Here is a 17,865-nt window from a genome sequence, read left to right as displayed (position 1 = left end):
ACCTTGCCATTTACCTTCTACTTTTCCGGATTTTCATGGACGCATTGCTGAAACACGCCACTCAACTTGCAAATCAAAAAGCCCAAACGATTGATGTGCCCATTCAAAGGCGAATAGCCTATGTGGTCAGCCATGGGCAAAGCTATGCAAGCAATGGTTATGCAATTAGAACGCAAGGAATTGCGCATGCCCTCAACCAGCATGGCTTTGAAACATTATGTTTTGTCAAGCCAGGCAGGCCATGGGAGCTGGGTGCCGATCACAAGAGCACTCGGCCGGAAGTAAGCGTTAACGGGGTTCGTTATATTCATCGCCGCTGGCTGGCAGGTGAAAAGCCGAAAAACGAAATAGAACATCTAGAAAAAAGCGTTGAATATTTCATTGAGCTTTTCAAGGTCTACCGCCCTAGTGGGGTGCTGGCGGCCTCTAACGCTATCGTGGGGTTGCCTGCCTGGGTCGCCGCTAAACGGCTAGGCCTGCCTTTTTATAATGAAGTTCGCGGGTTCTGGGAGCTTTCCCGAGATGCCCGTGAGCCAGGCTATAAAAATACGCAAGACTTCAAGGTTGAATCCGAGCGCGATACCTTTGTAGCTAAGCAAGCGCAAGCGGTATTTACCCTTAACCAGCCTATGAAAGAAGAGCTGGTAAAACGCGGTGTGAAAGAGGAAAGCATTGCCCTTGTGCCCAACGGGGTAAGCAAGTTACCCGAAATAAAACCAGTCGACTCGATGTTAAAGAAAAAACTGGGCATCGAACACGGCGACAAGGTAGTGGGCTACGTGGGAAGTTTTAATGCCTACGAAGGCCTCGATGTACTGTTAAAAGCCTGCGCTGAGCTTGTACATCAGGGCGAAAAAATCAAATTATTATTGGTAGGTGACGACCAACCAGTAACAGACGTGGTTAGTAACCAATCAACGCTTTCAACTGCTGCAGAGGATGCCTCTTGGTTAATTCAAGTGGGGCGTATACCACATGAGCGCGTGACGGACTATTACGCGCTGATTGATACCATTGTGATACCTCGTCAGCGTTTGCCTGTGTGCGAACTGGTGTCGCCGATGAAGGCTGCCGAAGCATTGGCTCATGGCAAGCGACTGGTGGTTTCGAACGTGGCACCGTTGGCCAAGCATGCTGACAAGTACGAAGGTGTAGTGAGCTTTACCGCCGGGAATGCCGCAAGCTTGGCTCAAGCCCTTCAGGGGTCACTGAAGCTGCCCGCTCCCAAGCCGAGCGCCGAGCTACTGTTCTCCGCGCATACCGAGCCGATGGTAAAGGCGCTGAGGGGGGAGGGGAGTGCTGCGGGTCAGAAGGCGGTGGTTGAAGCGCAAGCCAAGCCGCAAGCGGCACCGGTGGCGCCACCTAAGCCGGTCAAGCTGCGCGATGTCAGCCAGGTGGACTATGCCACCGCCAGCCAGTGGTTCTACCGCCAGGGCAATCTCACCGATACCCTGCGCGCTCTGGAGAGCCTGCAGGCCCGCGGCGTGAAGTTCGACAAGCCCAAGCGTGACTTCCAGGCCTTCGTGGCCGGTATGGCACGGCTGAAAGGCGGCTGGCCGCTGCCGCCTCGCCAGCCCAATGCCGGCCTGATGAGCCGCCGCCAGCACGTCCTCTACTGCCTGCACCAGTCGGTGCCCCACGCCACCAACGGCTACTCCACCCGCTCCCACGGGGTGGCGGTGGGCCTGCAGCAGGCGGGTTTCAAGGTGCGTGCCACCACGCGGCCCGGTTTCCCCTGGGATGCCGGCGCCAAGGGGTTGAACAAGGGCTATCACGAAGCCGAGGTGGAAGGCGTCACCTACGCCGCCTGCGCGGGCTGGAACCTCAACAAGACCCCGTTGGACTATTACCTGGCCGAAGCCGCCGACCACTACCTGCGCGAAGCCCAGACCAGCGGGGCGGAGATCATCGCCGCCGCCTCCAACCACATCACCGCGCTGCCGGCGCTGATGGCGGCACGCCGCTTGGGCCTGCCGTTCGTTTATGAAGTGCGCGGCCTTTGGGAAGTCACCCAGGCCTCTACCCAGCCGGAGTGGGCCGGCTCTGAACGCTACCAGCTGATGCGGGAGCTGGAGCAGCAGGCGGCGCTCGAAGCGGATCTGGTGATTACCCTCACCGAAGAGCTGGCCGACGAGCTGGCCAGCTGGGGCGTGCCCCGCGAGCGCATCGAGGTGGTGCCCAACGCGGTCAACGCCGAGCGCTTCCAGCCCATGGCCGCGGATGTCGCCATCGCCAAGGAGCTCAAGCTCAAGCCCGGCGTGCCGGTGATCGGCTATGCGGGCAGCGCCGTGGCCTACGAGGGCCTGGAGCTGCTGATGGAAGCCATGGCCACCCTCAAGAAAAACGGCCAGGCCTTTACCTTCGTGCTGGTGGGCGACGGCAAGGTGATCGACACCGTCAAGGCCAAGGCCAAGGAACTGGGTATCGAAGGGGAGTGCCGCTTTACCGGCCGGGTGCCATTCGAGCAGGTGCCGCGCTATCTCTCCTGCATGGATATCCTGCCCATCCCGCGGCTCTCGTCGGCGGTCACCGAGATGGTCTCCGCCCTCAAGCCCCTGGAAGCCATGGCCATGGGCAAGGCCCTGGTGCTCTCGGATGTTTCCCCGCACACCACCATGGCCGGGCCGAACGGCGAGCGGGCCCGCTTGTTTACCAAGGACAGCGCCCAGGCCCTGAGTGAGGCCCTGCAGGCGCTGATCGACAGCCCCGAAGAGCGTGCACGCCTGGGCCAGGCCGCCCGCGCCTGGATCGAGCAGGAGCGCACATGGAACCACGTCACGCGCCGCTACGCCGATGCCCTGCAGCGGGTGCGCCGGAGCAGGGCCGCAGAGGTGGCCAAGGCTGCTCTTGCGTCTGGCAAGAACAACGCCAAGCGCCTGGAGCAGATCACCCTGGGCCTGATCGCCGATCAGTTCACCACCGACACCCTGGCCAGCGCCGTCAAGGTGGTGTCGCTCTCGCCGGAGAACTGGCGCGAAGAGCTGGCCAAACAGCCCATCGATGCCATGTTCGTGGAGTCGGCTTGGAAGGGCAACGACTGGCAGTGGCACCGCAAGGTGGGCTACTACAGCGACGAGGAGTTCGCGCCGTTAAGCGAGCTGCTGACCCACTGCCGCGAGCAGGGCATCCCCTCGCTGTTCTGGAACAAGGAAGACCCGGTTCACTTCGACCGCTTCCGCAAGACGGCTGCGCTGTGCGATCACGTCTTCACCACCGACAGCCGGCGGATCATTCCCTACCTGGCCACCCCGGGCGCCCTCAGCCAGACCGCCAGCAGCGGCCCCTTCTACGCCTCGCCGAAGATCCACAATCTGCTCCCCTCCACCCGCGAGTGGCAGGCCACCGCGGCTTACGGGGGCACCTACTACGGCAAGCGCTACCCCGAGCGCACCGAGTACATGGACAAGATCATGAGCGCCGCCGCACCGCTGGGCCTCACTATCTACGACCGCCAGCACGACGACCCGGAATCGCCCTACAAGTACCCGGGTGGCCTGGGGGGCTATGTGGCGGGCAGCCTCAGCAACGAGGAGATGATCCAGGCCTACAAGGCCCACCCGGTGCAGATCAACGTCAACTCGGTGCTGGATTCACCCACCATGTTCTCGCGCCGCGTGGTGGAAACCGCCGCCTGTGGCTCGCCGCTGATCTCTGGCCCGGCCCTCGGCATGAACCGCTATATGGAAGGCGCCGGGCATATCGTGCGCACCGAGAGCGACGCGGCCCAGGCCCTGGAAAACCTGCTGTATCACCCCGCCTACCGTTGGCGGGTCGCCTTGAAAGGCGCACGTGCCATCATGCGCGCCCATACCACCCAGCACCGCCTGGTGCAGATGCTGCGCACCGCTGGCGTGGTGATGCTGGCCCCCGAGCTGCCGGCCATCACGCTATTGACCGAAGAGCTAACCAATGCGGCGGCAGGGCGACTGCTGGCCCAGACCCTGCGCCCCCAGCGCATTCTGGCCACTCAGTGGCAGCCGGGCACGAAGGCCAAGCTGGAAGCCGCCGGCATTCAATGCGACAGCCCCCAGGCCCACAGCGCCGAGGCGGGCAGCCTCTGGCTGCTGGCAGACCCTCGCGCCCTGGCGGATTTGGAGCCGGAAGGCCTGGAAGACCTCGCCTGGCCGACGGCCTATGCCCCCCAGGCGCGCATCGGCTTTAACCGCAGCCCTGAACTGGCAGAGGGCGAGTGGCCCGGCGTGGCGCTGGCGAACCACTCCATCGACGCCGGGCTGCAGCTGCTGCGCCCCACCACAGGCATGCCGGCCAGCGACCTCGCCGGCTGGGCCGCCGAGCAGCCAGCCCTGGCGCTGCGCAAGCCGCCGCAAGTTCACGAGCAGGCGCCCAACGTCGCGCCCAAGAAGACCGTGGTGATCGCCGGCCACGACCTCAAGTTCATCAAGCCGTTCTATCCCTACTTCACAAAGGCGGGCATCCGCCTGCTGCTAGACTTCTGGACTGGCCACAACCAGCACAACGAGGCCGCCAGTAAGCGTTTGGTGCGCCAGGCCGATACGGTGTTCTGCGAATGGACCCTGGGTAACGCCATCTGGTACGGCAAGCACAAGCGGAAAGGGCAAAAGCTGGTAGGCAGGCTGCACCTGCAGGAGATCGATCACGCCCTGTTCCCGGAGATTCCCTTCGAGGCCTTCGATAAGGTGATGTTCGTAGGCCCGCACATTCTGCGCCAAGGCATCGCCAAGAACCCGATGCTCAAGAAAAACGGCGTGGTGGTCTATAACGGCGTGGATGTAGAAGGCCTGCAGTCGGTACCGCGCAAGCCCACCAACGGCAAGGTGCTGGGCTTTGTGGGCATCGTGCCGCAGCGTAAGCGCTTCGATCTGGCCCTGGACATCCTGCGTGAGCTGCGCAAGGAAGACGACGGCTACACCCTGCGAGTAAAGGGCAAACGACCGGAAGACTACCCTTGGATGGCCAACCGCCCGGAAGAAATGGTCTGGTACGAAACCCAGTACCGTCGCCTGGAAGAGGACCCGCTGCTAAAAGGGGCGGTGATCTTCGACCCCCACGGCAACGACATGCCCGAGTGGTACGCCGGTATCGACTTTGCGCTTTCCACCAGCGATTTTGAAAGCTTCCATTTCACCATTGCCGATGGTGCTGCATCAGGCTGCACGCCGATCATTCTTCCCTGGGAAGGGGCGGATGAGATCTATCCGAAGGAGTGGGTGTATGCGGATGCAAAGGCGGCGGCTGGGGGCATAAAAGCGGGTTCGGAGGCTTCAGGTAAAGTTAAGGAGTTTGCCCAGTCTGTCTTCGACATACAAAAGATTGCCAATAGATTACTAGGTGGTTTTTCATGAGCATTGTTGTTAAGCATTCCTCTTCCTTAAAGCCGTATAAGTTAAGTTTTCCCATCAACTGGCTGGCGAATCCTTACGATAACAGGAACTGGCTACATCATTTCAACAGCCTAAGATGGCTTAGTTCTGAAAAAGACTTGGAGAAAGTCGAAAAAACGCTACGTGATTTCTACAAGTTTCACTGTGTTAAGAAAAATAAGAATCTTTATTACAGTGGCCGCAGGGGAGATCACACGGCTGCGATTAGATTAGGTGTTTTGTTAGCTTTCAAGGATAGGTTTTCCAGTATAGACAGCTCTAGCGGTGTAGGGATATGCGAAAGGCTTGTCAAAGAGGAAATTCGTAATCTACACAGCGAAAAGCTGTACCGCCCAGGTCATAATCATGGTTTGATGGTTGATTTGGCTCTTATGAGATTGGTGCTGGATCATCCAGAATACAAAAAAAGAGTTGATCTTGAGTTGGTGTTAAATCGAAGCGCAAAAACACTGGATGCGATGTGGCACGCTTCTGGACTCACTAAAGAGCACTCGGTTTCATACCAAGAATACAATCTGCCTCTGACAGTTGAGTATTTTGAGCTCCTAGATAAGCTTAATGTAGAGCCATTGGCAAGCGTCAGTTTGGAAAATATTGTCGAAGAATCCAGAAGATTTCTCGGCTATGCACTTAAGGTAACTGGTGAGTACTTTCCTCTGGGTGATTCCTTCAGGTTACCTAACGAAAATATCCTGAATAAAGTTTTTGGTCAGGGCGAAGTAAGAAGTGCACGCGAGCTTCTTATGCCTTATTCGGAAGAAGAAGGAGTGTATGGTAATAGAAACTTCTTCATCTTTAGAAAGACAGTTAATGGTAGGAAAGTCCATTTCGCGGCAACCTGTTGTTGGGATTCTCACAATCATAAGCAAAATGATGAGCTTTCATTTTGCTTGGAGGTTGATGGCGTCACAATTTTTGATGATCCTGGCTATACTGAATTTTTACCATGGGAAGAAATTCTGAACTTAAAAAGCGAAGGAAACCATTCGACAATTAAAGTTAAAGATAGAGAGTGGAGCAGTACTGTTGGCTCAAACCACTTTTCTGAAATAGCAATGTATGATCATGATAACTCCGGATTTGTTATCGAAATGCATGCCAGCAGAGTGGCCGGTTATAAATTCTCCCGTCGGATTGAGTTAAAAAATAATTTTTTGCATATCGACGATAAAATTTATTCCGAAAGTGAAATCTCAGTTCAAGTTGAGAGTGAGTTCATCTTTAATAATCAGATTGATGTCAGGAGGGATAGTGACTCCTGTTATATAGCCTTTTGCAAAGGGGAGCCTGTTGCAAAGCTTAAGTGCCTGCCTGAAATTGAGTCGCTAGGCAGTGAATTAAATAATGGGAAGCCGTATGTGTTGCAAGACAGAAAATACACTGGAAAAACATGTTCGGTTGTATTCTCTGTTGGGCAATTTACTAGTCCTTTGTTAGAACTTAAGTTTTGCACGGAGTTTTTATAATGAAAGAATTTGTTTTTCTGGTCCCCAAGAATGTACGAGAGCACGAAAAATTAGATGCCTCGATTTTAGATTGTCTGGACGGATACTTGTTGACCCCTAGTTTTCGGTATGTAAAAGAAGCAAGCAAGCAATCATCGATAGTTGGGTTTTGCGTATCTAGCGAAGATTTCGAATCTGAAGACGTGTTCTTTGACGGCGAAGCTGTTTACGATGGAGAGTTACTGTTAGGCAGCCCTGAGAAAAAAATAAGAAATAATTTGAATGTTTTCAAAGATGAGGCTAGAGGTTCGTATGCAGTTGTTAGCCTAGCTAATCATGGAATTCAAGCATTTCATGATCAACTTGGGAATTATCCACTTTATTATTTAGATGATGATAGGTTTTCTGGGGTAACTAACAACCTGGTGCTCTTGGAGAGTTTTTTAAAGAAAGTCTTTGACCATGAGTTATGCAGACATTCTGATAATCTAATAAATGAAGTTGTTCTAACAACCCCAATGGATATTGGCTCGTATGGAAATACTTATTTTGTTCCATTCGATCATGAGATTGAAATTGATTGGGCGGGTAAAATAAGCCTAAAAGAAAGAAAAGGAGCTGACTATTTCTTCAATAGTAGTGTTCCTAGAGAAGAGCTTGTTAGCCTGTGTGTAAAAGATATCAGAGAGAACGTAAAGGCAGTGGCACTATCTAACATCCCCATGAAAATTTCTGATGTTACTGGGGGGATGGATAGTCGGATGGTCCTAGCGGCGATCATAGGCTCTGGGTACAAAGACCACTTCTTCTTTAACACAAACGGGAAATACCCGAATCCGGATGCCAATGTCTCAAACTACTTGATGAAAAAATATGGATTAAAAAAAGTAAAGATAAAAGACGGGGAGGTGACAAAGGGTAGTAGAAATTTTACTGATCGTTTCCACGATTTTGCGTACATGACTGCTGGGATAAAAAACAATCTTGACCGGGAGCCAATAGTTTCAATAAAAAATAATAAAATAATAAAAATGGGTGGTGGAAACTCTGAGTTCTATAAAGGTCTCTATTCTAAGCATCTGGGCAATGAAGAAAGTTTAAGCTCTGTTGTCGACTTTATGTCTTTTATGCCAAGCTGCATTAGCAAGGAGGTAGTTGAAAGCAAGAAATCCATGCTGCACTCTATTTTTGGACGCTGGCAAGACCAAGGTCAGTCTCTAAAAGATGTTGCAGATAGGTTTTATGTGGAGTACCGCGGTCGCTATCATAATGGCACATGCGAACACTGGAGCCGTGCCGCTGTCACAAAGTGTCATCCCCTTTATTCAGCCAATACAATTAGATTGGCTTTTTCACAGCCAGCTGAAGATAGAGTAAGTGGAAAAATAGCGTTTGAACTAATGAATGCGCTATATCCTCCTATAGTCTTTGAGCCTTTTGAAAAAAGAGTTTGGGCAGAAGAAGCAATTAAGGGAGTCCGAGCTGAAAGCGAACTTAAAAAGGTTAATCCAGTAACTCTAAAATCAAGAAACCTTTGTGCTCATGAGCCGGTTGTCCATTACTTTAGAGTGTATAATCCCAACAGTTTTTCCGAAAATATAAATAATTATGATTCAGAAAGTGCTTTTGATCGGCAAGCAATCTCTGAGTCACGCTGGTGCAAGCATCAGAAAAAGTTAGGTAGGAAGTGGCACTGGTTTACCTTAGATCAAGTTCAAAAAAAATTGAAAGAATTGGTTGAAATTTATGATTTCCAGCAATCTCCTTTTTTAAAAGAAGAGGTGGAAAAGATAGCAAGAAAAGATTTATATTCTTTTGTGTCAATAAACGAGGTTCTGGAAGTTCATCAGCTATGTTTGCATTTTATATTTTTGTGCCATCAAGAAAAAGCGAGAAGTATTAAGTTGGGTGAATCTGTTTTGGAATTTGAGAAAATTAAATAATATTGATGGGTGTTTTAAATGATTAATCTTTGTGACTATGGCAATAGCCAAGATTGTGAACAAGTAAGTTCTTTTTTTCTAGAACTCTTTGAAGAGTTTGTGGGCGACTCTTCCTCTGGCGGCTGGGTTATTCAAAATCTTTTTAACAGTCAAAGCTTGGAGCCCGGAGAATCTAAGTATAAGCCGGTTTTCAGTTTTCTAGAAAACTGGAAAAATTATGTTTTTTTCGAAGGCGAAGTTGATTTTTGGCTGGCACAATCAAATGCTTTTGTATGGTTCATTTATTTTCCAGAGGCAGAAGTTGCTATTCATCGAGGGTTGATGGTAGATGAGTTAATTCGTTCTGTTGAGATGTTAAAGAACAAGAAGGTTAAAAAAAACCAAAAGTCTAAGATGTACTTCATAAATGGTTTTCCGCGCCCATACCACTATTTTTATGACAGAACCTTACCGTTTAGATATCTTGATGAGGGCTGCGTTTCTCCTTCTTTTATATCTCTCAAAGAATCTGCTTTTTTGCCTGCTAAGGCCTTTTGTGACTCGGCCGACGAGGTTGTAATAAGTTTAGAGGAGATCAATGATTTTTTGCTGAAAAATAATGCTATAGCTTTTTCATTGGGGGGTGGTTTTGGTGTGGATAGGAAAGACCACATATACCACTTCTCTGATATTATTTCAGAGAGAGTTAGTGATCATTTGGAAGTGGAGGCTGTATATGATTTTGATGAAAATAGTGCTAAGTTTGTGTGGATAGGGTTGTGCCAAGAAAGTAGAAAGTGGAAGGAGCAGGTTGCGGCGATTAGTCTCGTTGTTCAAGAAATAAAGGAAAAAGATGGTGAGGTGGTATTTGTATTTGATGGATTGACTTGTCCACATTATTTGTCGAGCCATGATTTTATTTTAGAAAAGTGCTCAAAAGAAGTTGCAGTTTTGGAAGAGGTTGTTGAAAAATCAGGCTTGAAAAATGATCAAGTAATTTCTCTGGTTGGCCGTAAGGCAGTAGAGAAAATTCTGTGGGCTCATCGGTGTTCCTTTTTTATTAGTGATGCACTGACTGACTCTCTGTGGCCCGCTACCTTTGGAAAGCTGCCTGGAGTGGCCTACTCCATTCCGCGAGCAAAGATAAATGGACATTGCCATCCCAATACTAAATTCATACCCCCCTCCAAAGTGAGAGAGATTGGTAAGGGTGACGGCAATTGGGCGAGAGCTGGATTTTCTATTAATGCCGTTTATTTTAAAGACTTTGTGGTTGGTGAGTTTTCTAAGATTTATGGGTGAGATGATGTTATTTGCTTGATGTTGTGATCTTTTGAGGGTGTTATGAAGTTTTTAGACTGTACTTTACGCGACGGCGGCTACTACAACGCTTGGGATTTCTCTCCCGAGCTGATCCACCAATACCTCGATGCCATGCAGGCCGCTGGGGTGGATGTGGTAGAGCTGGGCTTTCGCACCCTGAAGAATCAGGGCTTCCAGGGGCCTTGTGCCTTCACCACTGACGAATTTATCCGCAGCTTAACCATTCCTGCGGGTTTGACCGTAGGCGTAATGGTCAACGGAAATGAGCTGGTGGGTGAAGTGCCCCAGCAGGAAGCGCTGGCGCGGCTGTTCCCCAATGTCGCAGCGGATTCACCGGTGGACTTGGTGCGGATCGCTTGCCACGTGCATGAGTTCGAGAAGGCGCTGCCGGCGGTCACCTGGCTGAAGGAGCGTGGCTATCAGGTCGGCTTCAACCTGATGCAGGTGGCGGATCGCACCGAAGAGGAAGTGAAGGCGCTCGCCCGCTTGGCCAAGGCCTACCCGATGGATGCGCTCTATTTCGCAGACAGCATGGGCAGCATGAGTCCGGAGCAGGCGGCGCAGATCATCCAGTGGTTCCGCAGTGAGTGGAAAGGCCCGATGGGCATCCATACCCACGACAACCTGGGCCTGGCGCTCTCCAACACCCTGCGGGCGCTGGACGAGGGCGTGACCTGGGTGGATTCCACTGTCACCGGTATGGGCCGCGGGCCGGGCAATGCCCGCACCGAGGAGCTGGCCATCGAGATCACCGAGCGCCGTGGCAAGCCGGTCAACATGGTGCCGCTGATGGTACTGCTGCGTGAGCACTTCAAGCCCATGCAGGCCCACTATGGCTGGGGCACCAACCCCTACTACTACCTGGCGGGCAAGTACGGTATCCATCCCACCTATATCCAGGAAATGCTCAGCGATTCCCGCTACAGCAGAACTGAGTTTGATAGTGGATATGTTGCTCATGCATAAGGCTTCTGTTCAGATGTTTATAACTTTTAATTTTCAGTCGATTGCTTTCAAAGGTTAAATATCCTTATGCCGAAAATAAAAGAAAGCGATGAAGTCCGTGAGTTAATGAGCGGCTTGATCGATTTAATATATCGAAATATGCCTACTATCCAAGAAGGCCGATTTGATATAGAGATCAAACCTGATGGCAGTCCAGTTACTCAATCTGATGTATATGTTGAGAACTTGGTTAAGCAATATATTGAAGAAAAAATTCCAGAGGTAACATTTGTTGGTGAAGAAAATTTTAGCGAGTTAACCTCAACCGTACCCGAAGGTTATTACGCGATTCTCGATCCTATTGATGGCACAGAAAATTTTTGCTCTGGCCTGAAAGAATGGGGCGTATCTTTTACGCTTTGGTATGGTAATCAGCACTTAGGCAGTTTGCTGTTTCTCCCTGAACTAGGCGAACACCTTATGACGGGGGATACGTTAACGGCCATTCGCTCCAGGATTCGTGGCTTTTCGTCTTCTATGTGTGATGAAATCCTCGAAGGTATGCGCTCTACTCAAGAAAGCCGCCTTATGGGATGTGCTGTTTATAACCTCTATAACGTGATCAGAGGAAGTTTCGCACGCTTCACCAACCCCCGGGGTGCCTATAGCTGGGATTTACTTCCTGGCCTGATGTTGGCACGTGAACATAATTGTGACATTGAAGTAGAAGGAAAGCCGTACCATGGAGAATTTCTCGAACCTGGTAGAAAATATCGCGTCGACATTCGCCACCGATACGATCTTCATACTCGGTAAAGGTGCCTCTGTTGATCGCATTCACCCCAGCCTACTGGCAAACTCATTAGTTATTGGCCTGAATGATGCTGAGCGCATCGCCCCCTGCGATATTTCTATCTTTCATGATGAATGGGTAATCGATGGCTTGAAAGCCAGCGGTTGGCGTTCGCGTTTGTACATTACTTCAACAGACATTGAACCGCCGAAAGGTGAGGTATTCAAGGCACGTTTTGTGCCTGCCGCCCAGGAAGGCGTTGATGTAATGCTCAGCCGCTTGGTAATGGAAAAGCCAGAGCAAGACTTTGTTATTGAAGAGGTATTGTTTCTATCTGCCATCAGGTTAGCGCGAGTTATCGCTAAAGGGCGTAACCGTAAGCAAACCGTTTATATGCTGGGTTTTGATTTTGCCGTTGATCAAGGCTATGCCCATGCCATTGATTATGACTATTCCCCTGCAGATGCCAGTGGGCGTGCAGCTCGTATTAGCCCTCAAGAACACTACTTTGTTAATGCGCTTTACATGCTGCGTGATAGTGAAGTTGATGTTCAGCATGTTGGGGACAGAGCTTTCTCAACGCTGACACCAGAAGAACTGAATACACGCTTTCTTCCTGGGCTGGATAAGCGACTGGTTCCGAACGAGGATCGTGTTTTAATCACTGCCGAGTTAACGACCAATCATTTCGGTGATCGTCATCGCCTAGAGCGTATGGTACGTGCTGCTCATGCAGCGGGCGCTGATTTAATAAAAGTTCAGAAGCGTGATGTCGAAACCTTTTATTCAAAGGAACAGCTAGATGCTAAATACGTCTCACCTTTTGGGAATACCTTCCGAGATTACCGGTTAGCATTAGAGCTGGACAGGGATGACTTCGAGTTTCTAGATGACTTGTGTTCTAAGCTAGGCATTCGTTGGTTTGCTTCAGTGCTAGACGAGCCCTCATTCCGCTTTATACAACAGTTCGACCCAGAGCTGATTAAACTACCTTCAACGATTTCTGAGCACACTGATTACCTGGCAACGGTAGCGCGAGAATATAAGCGTGGCATTGTGCTTTCTACCGGTATGACCGACCTACACTATGAAAAATGGGTGCTGGAGACGTTTACGAGCTGCGATAAGTTATACCTAATGCAGTGTAACTCTGCCTACCCAACCCCAACACATGATTGTAATGTTGGTGTTATCCGCCATTATCGTGATCTTTCTAAACAGCATCCATACGTAGTGCCTGGCTATTCAAGCCACGATTTTGGTTCAATGGCTTCTGCCATGGCGGTGGCAGCCGGTGCTCGTATAGTGGAAAAGCATGTAAAGCTTGGCAATACCGAATGGGCGCACTTTGATGCGGTGGCGTTGGATCTAACAACTTCAGAATTTGTTGATTACGTGGCTGCTGTGCGGGAAGCTGAAGTCCTTGTTGGCTCAGAAGAAAAAGAAATTAACGATAGCGAGCATCATAAGTATTTTCGTAGAGGTTAAATATGTCAGAATCGATTGTGGCGTTGATACCTGCGCGTGCAGGCAGTGAACGGGTTAAGAATAAAAATACACGGCCCTTTGCTGAATTCAAAAACGGATTGCTAGAGCTGAAGCTGCGTCAGCTTGTTAAGGTGAAAGAAATTAGCAAGATCATCGTTTCTACTAACGATCCGATAGTAAGCGCTTATGCAACCTATTTTGGTCAAAGTGTTGATGGTCGTGTAAAAGTAATTGAGCGTCCTGATGAGCTTGGCCGTTCCTCTACCCCAATGAGTGCTTTCATCCATTACGCAGCTAGCTTGGAAGATAGTGGGACTATGTTGATGACCCATGTCACTCATCCTTTCATTACTTCGTCAGTCTTTTCTGAGCTGATATCTGCTTGGCATGCTGCCAAAGAAAAAGGCCATGATAGTCTTGTTACTGTCACTAAATTACATAAATTTATTTGGGACGAAAATGGGCCCTATAATTACGACAATAGTGTGGAGAAGTGGCCGAGAAGCCAAGACATAAAACCGCTTTTTGAAATAAATCATGCGGCTTACTTTATGCCATTTTCTAGGATGCGTGAAGTGGGCGATCGAATTGGTAATAACCCCGACTTATACGAGATTCCTGAAAGTATTGCTATGGATATTGACTGGGAAGACCAGTTTAAGCTTCTAGAAGATATTGCAGCTGCAAGGTTAAGTCGCGGCATTGACTTGCTATGATGCCAAGCCTCGCGTGATTGACCACTCGCTTGGTAAATAGCTCTGAACGTTTGGTCTGCCAGTTTTTCTTCACTGCAATCACTGATTGGTGACGCAGCCACGACGCCAAGGACGAGATCCTGGCCCGTGAGCTGGCCTCTGGCAACATCCAGCAGCCGGCGCTGTTTTCCTGGGGGACAGCAAGTATGACCATCAAGCCGCGAGCGCCGCCGGGCTGGGCTTTGTGTTTCTAAGTGGCTGGACTGAGGTTGAGCGCTGGGAAGCGTGGGTGAAACAAAAGAAAATCAAGAGTGTGGCGTCGATTTCCGATCTGGCCTGATGCCTGCTACTTTTTATCGTTACTGGACAGCTTGAGTGGTTATGAACTTAAAGAAAATGGGGGCTGCAGAGCTAGAGCGCTGCGTCCAGAAGAAACTGCAGCAGCTCTCGAATCATTCGGGCAACAAAGCGCTGGGTGAGAAGATAGTCACTAAGCAGCAGCTTGAGCTGTCTCCCTTCAAGGCCGTCCCGTTTTCTGAGTGGGGTGACTGGGAGCAGGACCCACTCAACAACCGCAGCTGGCAGTGGCGGCTGAACTGGCTGTCGTTTCTTTCCTACCTGATGGCCTACCATCGCGCCTCTGGCGATGAGGCGGTTCTGGACTCGGCCCGCGAGGGGATTCAGTCGTGGCTGGATGCCTACCTGGAAACCGATACCAGCTATCCGTTTGAGTTTATCTGGCACGATCACGCCACTGCGCTGCGTGCGGAGCAGCTGGTGCTGCTTGCCTACTACTGCCGTGAGCACGCCCCCGATTGGGTGAGCAAGCATGCTGGGTTCCTGACCTATTTGGAGCAGGCGTTGGTGGTGCATGGCCAGTGGCTGGCCAAGGACAGCTTCTACTCCGAGCACACTAACCATGGGCTTGAACAGGCTCGGGTGCTGCTGCTGCTTGGCACTGTGTTTGAGGGTGAGCAGGCCAGGGAGTGGCAGCAGACCGCCATTCAGCGCATCAGCAGCGAGCTGTCGTTTGCCTTTACCGATGAGGGTGTCCACGTCGAGAACAGCCCTGCCTACCATATCTTCGTTTTCAAGGTATTCCTGGGCATCATCAAGGACTACCCGGAGGAGGTGCTGGGGGATCTGGCCGAGCAGTTCAACCAGTTTTCGGCCAAGGCGCTTGCCTTCATCACCCATATCCTGCGCCCGGACGGCAAGCTGCCGCCCATTGGCGATACCGAGCAGCTGCCCACCTCGGATGCCTACCGGGACATGTTCGGCCACCGCCTGGAGTACCAGCACTTCCTCTATGCCCTGACCCAGGGCAAGCAGGGTATTAGGCCCCCGGTGCTCAACCGCGTTTATCCCAAGTCCGGCTACGCGATTTTCCGCGACCAGTGGCCCGCCAAGGAGCACTACGAGAAGGCCTTTCATCTGATCGCCAAGGTGGGCTGCTCCAGCCGCTACCACCACCAGCAGGATGAGGGGCATATCAGCCTTTATGCCGGCGGTGAGGACTGGCTGATTGATTCGGGTCTTTACAACTACATCAACCAGGACCCGGTGCGGAAGTACATGCGGGGCCGTCCCGGCCACAACGTGCCGATCATCTCCCATGCCAGCTATGCCAAGGAGTTCGAACACCGGCTAAGCGCCTGGCAGGTGACCGATCACTCGGAAGCCGCGCCCGCCCCACAGCTCACCATGAGGCTGGACGTGCTACCTCCGGTGGTTCACGAGCGTAAGGTAGCCTTCGATGCCGCGGCCAAGGTGCTGAAGGTAGAGGATACGGTCTCTGCCGAAGACAGCCAGCTGCGTAACGTCACTTTGCAATGGCACTTCCCCAAGGACAAGACGCTGACCATCGAGGACAGCCAGGTGGTAGTCACCAGCCCCACGGGAAACCGGCTCACCATCGAGTTCGAGGGCGAGATCCCGGATAACCTCTCGGTGGCGAAAGGGCGCAAGGAAGATCGCGTCTTCAGCTGTATCTCCTACAAGGCCAACCAGGTGGAGCCCAGCCAGGTGCTGCGGGTGATGTTCAAGGAGCGCCGTGGGCTGAACGTCACCACACGCTTCCGCTTCGCCATGGCGGAAGACAAGGTGGCACCGGCACCCGAGCAGTCCGATATCCCCGAGCATTCCCTGAAGACGCTGCTGGCGGCCAGCCGGCAAGCCGACCCCGTCACCCAGTCGGTCATGATCGGAAACGCATCGGCCTATCTGGCGCTGGCCAGTTCACACCGGGAGCAGGGACTTGGCCATGTCAGCCTGCTGGTCAATGATTCGGCAGCCTGCGAGCAGGCCCAGGCGCAGCTGAGGGAGCACTACCTGACCACCTGGCTGAGCTGCCGCCCGCTGGCGTTGGCGTCAACACCGCCAGTCACCGCCGACAAGGCCGCGCTCAAAGGCCTGGAAGGCATCGGCCGTCTGGTGATCACGCCCACCGGCTTCACGGAAAAGCGCCTGACCACGGTACTGCTGTCTATGCTGCCGCCGCTGCTTAAACGCATGACCAAAACGGGCGAGGTGTGGATCAGCGCGGATCTGCCGGAGTCACTGCAAGCCCTTTGCACTACCTGGGCAGAACAGCGTGGCCTGGCGGTCAGCGTTGTCACCGGCCTGGATGTCGCCATGGAGGTAAGCCATGACTGAACAACAAGACCTGCCCTCTGATGAGCCACAAGAGGACGAGGTGCCCGAAGAGGCGCAGGATCAAGCCGCCGCTGAGGCAGAAGACGAGGGCGACGACGAGCCAGAAACTGATGACACGCCGGAGCTTCGCCTGCAGGCACTCACCGCCGAGTATGCTCGCGAACGGGCAGAGTTCGCCGAGCAGATCAGCCAGCTGCAGGAAGAGAACGACCGCCTAACGCGGCGAGTTCAGGCCCTGGAGCAGGCCGCCGAGGCGGAGCAAGCCACAGCGGCGGCATTGCCGGCAGATGACAGCCACCCTGAGCGCGCCCTGGGGCTGGATTTCTCTTTACCGTGTAATTGATTAAACTAAACACCAGGTTGTTTAGGGTGAATAATTATTAATTGGAAGATTTTATGCCTGAAGAAATAGTCAAAAATCAGAATTTTTCTAAGTGATTGTGCATAAATTATAGTGTATAAAGAACAAAGACCCAACAGAGTAAAACACAGAACCATGTCTCGGCGCTTACGTTTCGTTTCTTTAACACCTGACCAGCAACGTCTCTTAAATGAAGCCTACCAGTACGGCGAAAAGAGAGCGTTACGTCGTCGGGCTCACGCCATTCTGCTCAACCACAAAGGCCATACGATTAACCAGGTTCGCGATATTATCGGGGTTAAGCGCGCATTCCCACATCATGACTGCCCGACCCCGAGTTATCGTCGAATTCGGCAGCGGTGCCTCGACTTTGGTGATTGCCGATGCCCTGCGCCAGAACGGTGTCGGCAAGCTGATCTCCATTGAGCATAGTGAGCACTACGGCCAGCAGACTCTGGGCACGCTGCAGGCCGAATTTTTAGAAAGCTGGGTTGATTTGCGCATTGGAGGCTTGGAAGCTTGGGCAGGTGAACATCTTAACCCTGAGGATGCCAAGAAGCCCTCGCACTGGTACCCAGCCTCGTTGCTAGAAGGCGTCGAGAATGTCGATCTGCTGTGGGTGGACGGTCCGCCTGGAGCGACCTGCCTGTTCAGTCGCTATCCTGCCTTGCCAGCACTGGCTGACAAGCTCTCACCGAGCGCGGAAGTGTGGATGGACGACACCATCCGCCAAGAAGAAAAAGATATATGCGAGCGCTGGGCGAAAGATTATGGTTTTGATCTGGAATACTACGCGCTTGAGAAAGGTTTGGGCCGCTTGACTCGCTCTAGCCACAAGGTCGCAAGTAGCGATAAGTAGCCGTAATGCGGGCTAC

11 protein-coding genes and 1 pseudogene are annotated in these 17,865 nt (G+C 52.0%); all 12 read left to right on the top strand.

The window, feature by feature from the left end; translation table 11 throughout:
• Positions 1–35: 35 nt before the first annotated feature.
• Entirely contained in the window at positions 36–5,324 is a 5,289-nt protein-coding gene (locus tag ACT3TJ_RS08835; RefSeq protein WP_444665628.1) for a glycosyltransferase, read from the top strand.
• Positions 5,321–6,829, top strand: a complete 1,509-nt coding sequence (locus tag ACT3TJ_RS08830; RefSeq protein ID WP_444665626.1) for a heparinase II/III domain-containing protein — start codon at positions 5,321–5,323, stop codon at positions 6,827–6,829. Before ACT3TJ_RS08835 ends, ACT3TJ_RS08830 begins: the two co-directional genes overlap by 4 nt.
• Positions 6,829–8,751, top strand: a complete 1,923-nt coding sequence (locus ACT3TJ_RS08825; RefSeq protein ID WP_444665624.1) for a hypothetical protein — start codon at positions 6,829–6,831, stop codon at positions 8,749–8,751. Before ACT3TJ_RS08830 ends, ACT3TJ_RS08825 begins: the two co-directional genes overlap by 1 nt.
• Positions 8,752–8,769: 18 nt before the next feature.
• Positions 8,770–10,032 (top strand): hypothetical protein, encoded by a 1,263-nt coding sequence (locus ACT3TJ_RS08820; protein ID WP_444665622.1) that lies wholly within the window; start codon positions 8,770–8,772, stop codon positions 10,030–10,032.
• 42 nt (positions 10,033–10,074) lie between these two features.
• Positions 10,075–11,019 carry an aldolase catalytic domain-containing protein gene (locus ACT3TJ_RS08815; RefSeq protein ID WP_444665621.1) on the top strand — a complete coding sequence of 315 codons (945 nt, stop codon included), beginning with the start codon at positions 10,075–10,077 and terminating at the stop codon, positions 11,017–11,019.
• 66 nt (positions 11,020–11,085) lie between these two features.
• A complete protein-coding gene (locus ACT3TJ_RS08810; RefSeq protein ID WP_444665619.1) occupies positions 11,086–11,814 on the top strand; it encodes an inositol monophosphatase family protein in 729 nt (242 codons plus the stop codon).
• Complete coding sequence (locus ACT3TJ_RS08805; protein WP_442347471.1) at positions 11,741–13,279, top strand: N-acetylneuraminate synthase family protein; 1,539 nt, start codon at positions 11,741–11,743, stop codon at positions 13,277–13,279. Before ACT3TJ_RS08810 ends, ACT3TJ_RS08805 begins: the two co-directional genes overlap by 74 nt.
• Before the next feature lie 2 nt (positions 13,280–13,281).
• A complete protein-coding gene (locus tag ACT3TJ_RS08800) occupies positions 13,282–13,995 on the top strand; it encodes an acylneuraminate cytidylyltransferase family protein (protein ID WP_444665616.1) in 714 nt (237 codons plus the stop codon).
• A 360-nt stretch (positions 13,996–14,355) separates the two neighbouring features.
• Complete coding sequence (locus ACT3TJ_RS08795) at positions 14,356–16,629, top strand: heparinase II/III family protein (protein WP_444665614.1); 2,274 nt, start codon at positions 14,356–14,358, stop codon at positions 16,627–16,629.
• Complete coding sequence (locus ACT3TJ_RS08790) at positions 16,622–16,972, top strand: hypothetical protein (protein WP_444665612.1); 351 nt, start codon at positions 16,622–16,624, stop codon at positions 16,970–16,972. The genes ACT3TJ_RS08795 and ACT3TJ_RS08790 overlap by 8 nt, the downstream gene beginning before the upstream one ends.
• Before the next feature lie 153 nt (positions 16,973–17,125).
• A pseudogene (locus tag ACT3TJ_RS08785) lies at positions 17,126–17,296 on the top strand (IS630-like element ISHsp2 family transposase); the annotation flags it as partial.
• A 13-nt stretch (positions 17,297–17,309) separates the two neighbouring features.
• A complete protein-coding gene (locus ACT3TJ_RS08780; protein WP_444665610.1) occupies positions 17,310–17,849 on the top strand; it encodes a class I SAM-dependent methyltransferase in 540 nt (179 codons plus the stop codon).
• Positions 17,850–17,865: the final 16 nt, after the last annotated feature.

Origin of the sequence: Halomonas sp. AOP30-A1-24 (assembly GCF_052378165.1) — a bacterium.
Taxonomy (GTDB): Bacteria; Pseudomonadota; Gammaproteobacteria; order Pseudomonadales; family Halomonadaceae; genus Vreelandella; species Vreelandella citrativorans.
Note: the sequence above shows the minus strand (reverse complement) of the source record. Positions and strands in the feature narration are given on the sequence as shown.

Excerpts from the sequence above, each read along its gene's own strand:
- ACT3TJ_RS08820 (WP_444665622.1), top strand. The coding sequence starts at position 8,770 with ATGATTAATCTTTGTGACTATGGCAATAGCCAAGATTGTGAACAAGTA.
- ACT3TJ_RS08825 (WP_444665624.1), top strand. The coding sequence starts at position 6,829 with ATGAAAGAATTTGTTTTTCTGGTCCCCAAGAATGTACGAGAGCACGAA.
- ACT3TJ_RS08805 (WP_442347471.1), top strand. The coding sequence starts at position 11,741 with ATGGAGAATTTCTCGAACCTGGTAGAAAATATCGCGTCGACATTCGCC.
- ACT3TJ_RS08780 (WP_444665610.1), top strand. The coding sequence starts at position 17,310 with ATGACTGCCCGACCCCGAGTTATCGTCGAATTCGGCAGCGGTGCCTCG.
- ACT3TJ_RS08800 (WP_444665616.1), top strand. The coding sequence starts at position 13,282 with ATGTCAGAATCGATTGTGGCGTTGATACCTGCGCGTGCAGGCAGTGAA.
- ACT3TJ_RS08835 (WP_444665628.1), top strand. The coding sequence starts at position 36 with ATGGACGCATTGCTGAAACACGCCACTCAACTTGCAAATCAAAAAGCC.
- ACT3TJ_RS08810 (WP_444665619.1), top strand. The coding sequence starts at position 11,086 with ATGCCGAAAATAAAAGAAAGCGATGAAGTCCGTGAGTTAATGAGCGGC.
- ACT3TJ_RS08815 (WP_444665621.1), top strand. The coding sequence starts at position 10,075 with ATGAAGTTTTTAGACTGTACTTTACGCGACGGCGGCTACTACAACGCT.
- ACT3TJ_RS08795 (WP_444665614.1), top strand. The coding sequence starts at position 14,356 with ATGAACTTAAAGAAAATGGGGGCTGCAGAGCTAGAGCGCTGCGTCCAG.
- ACT3TJ_RS08830 (WP_444665626.1), top strand. The coding sequence starts at position 5,321 with ATGAGCATTGTTGTTAAGCATTCCTCTTCCTTAAAGCCGTATAAGTTA.
- ACT3TJ_RS08790 (WP_444665612.1), top strand. The coding sequence starts at position 16,622 with ATGACTGAACAACAAGACCTGCCCTCTGATGAGCCACAAGAGGACGAG.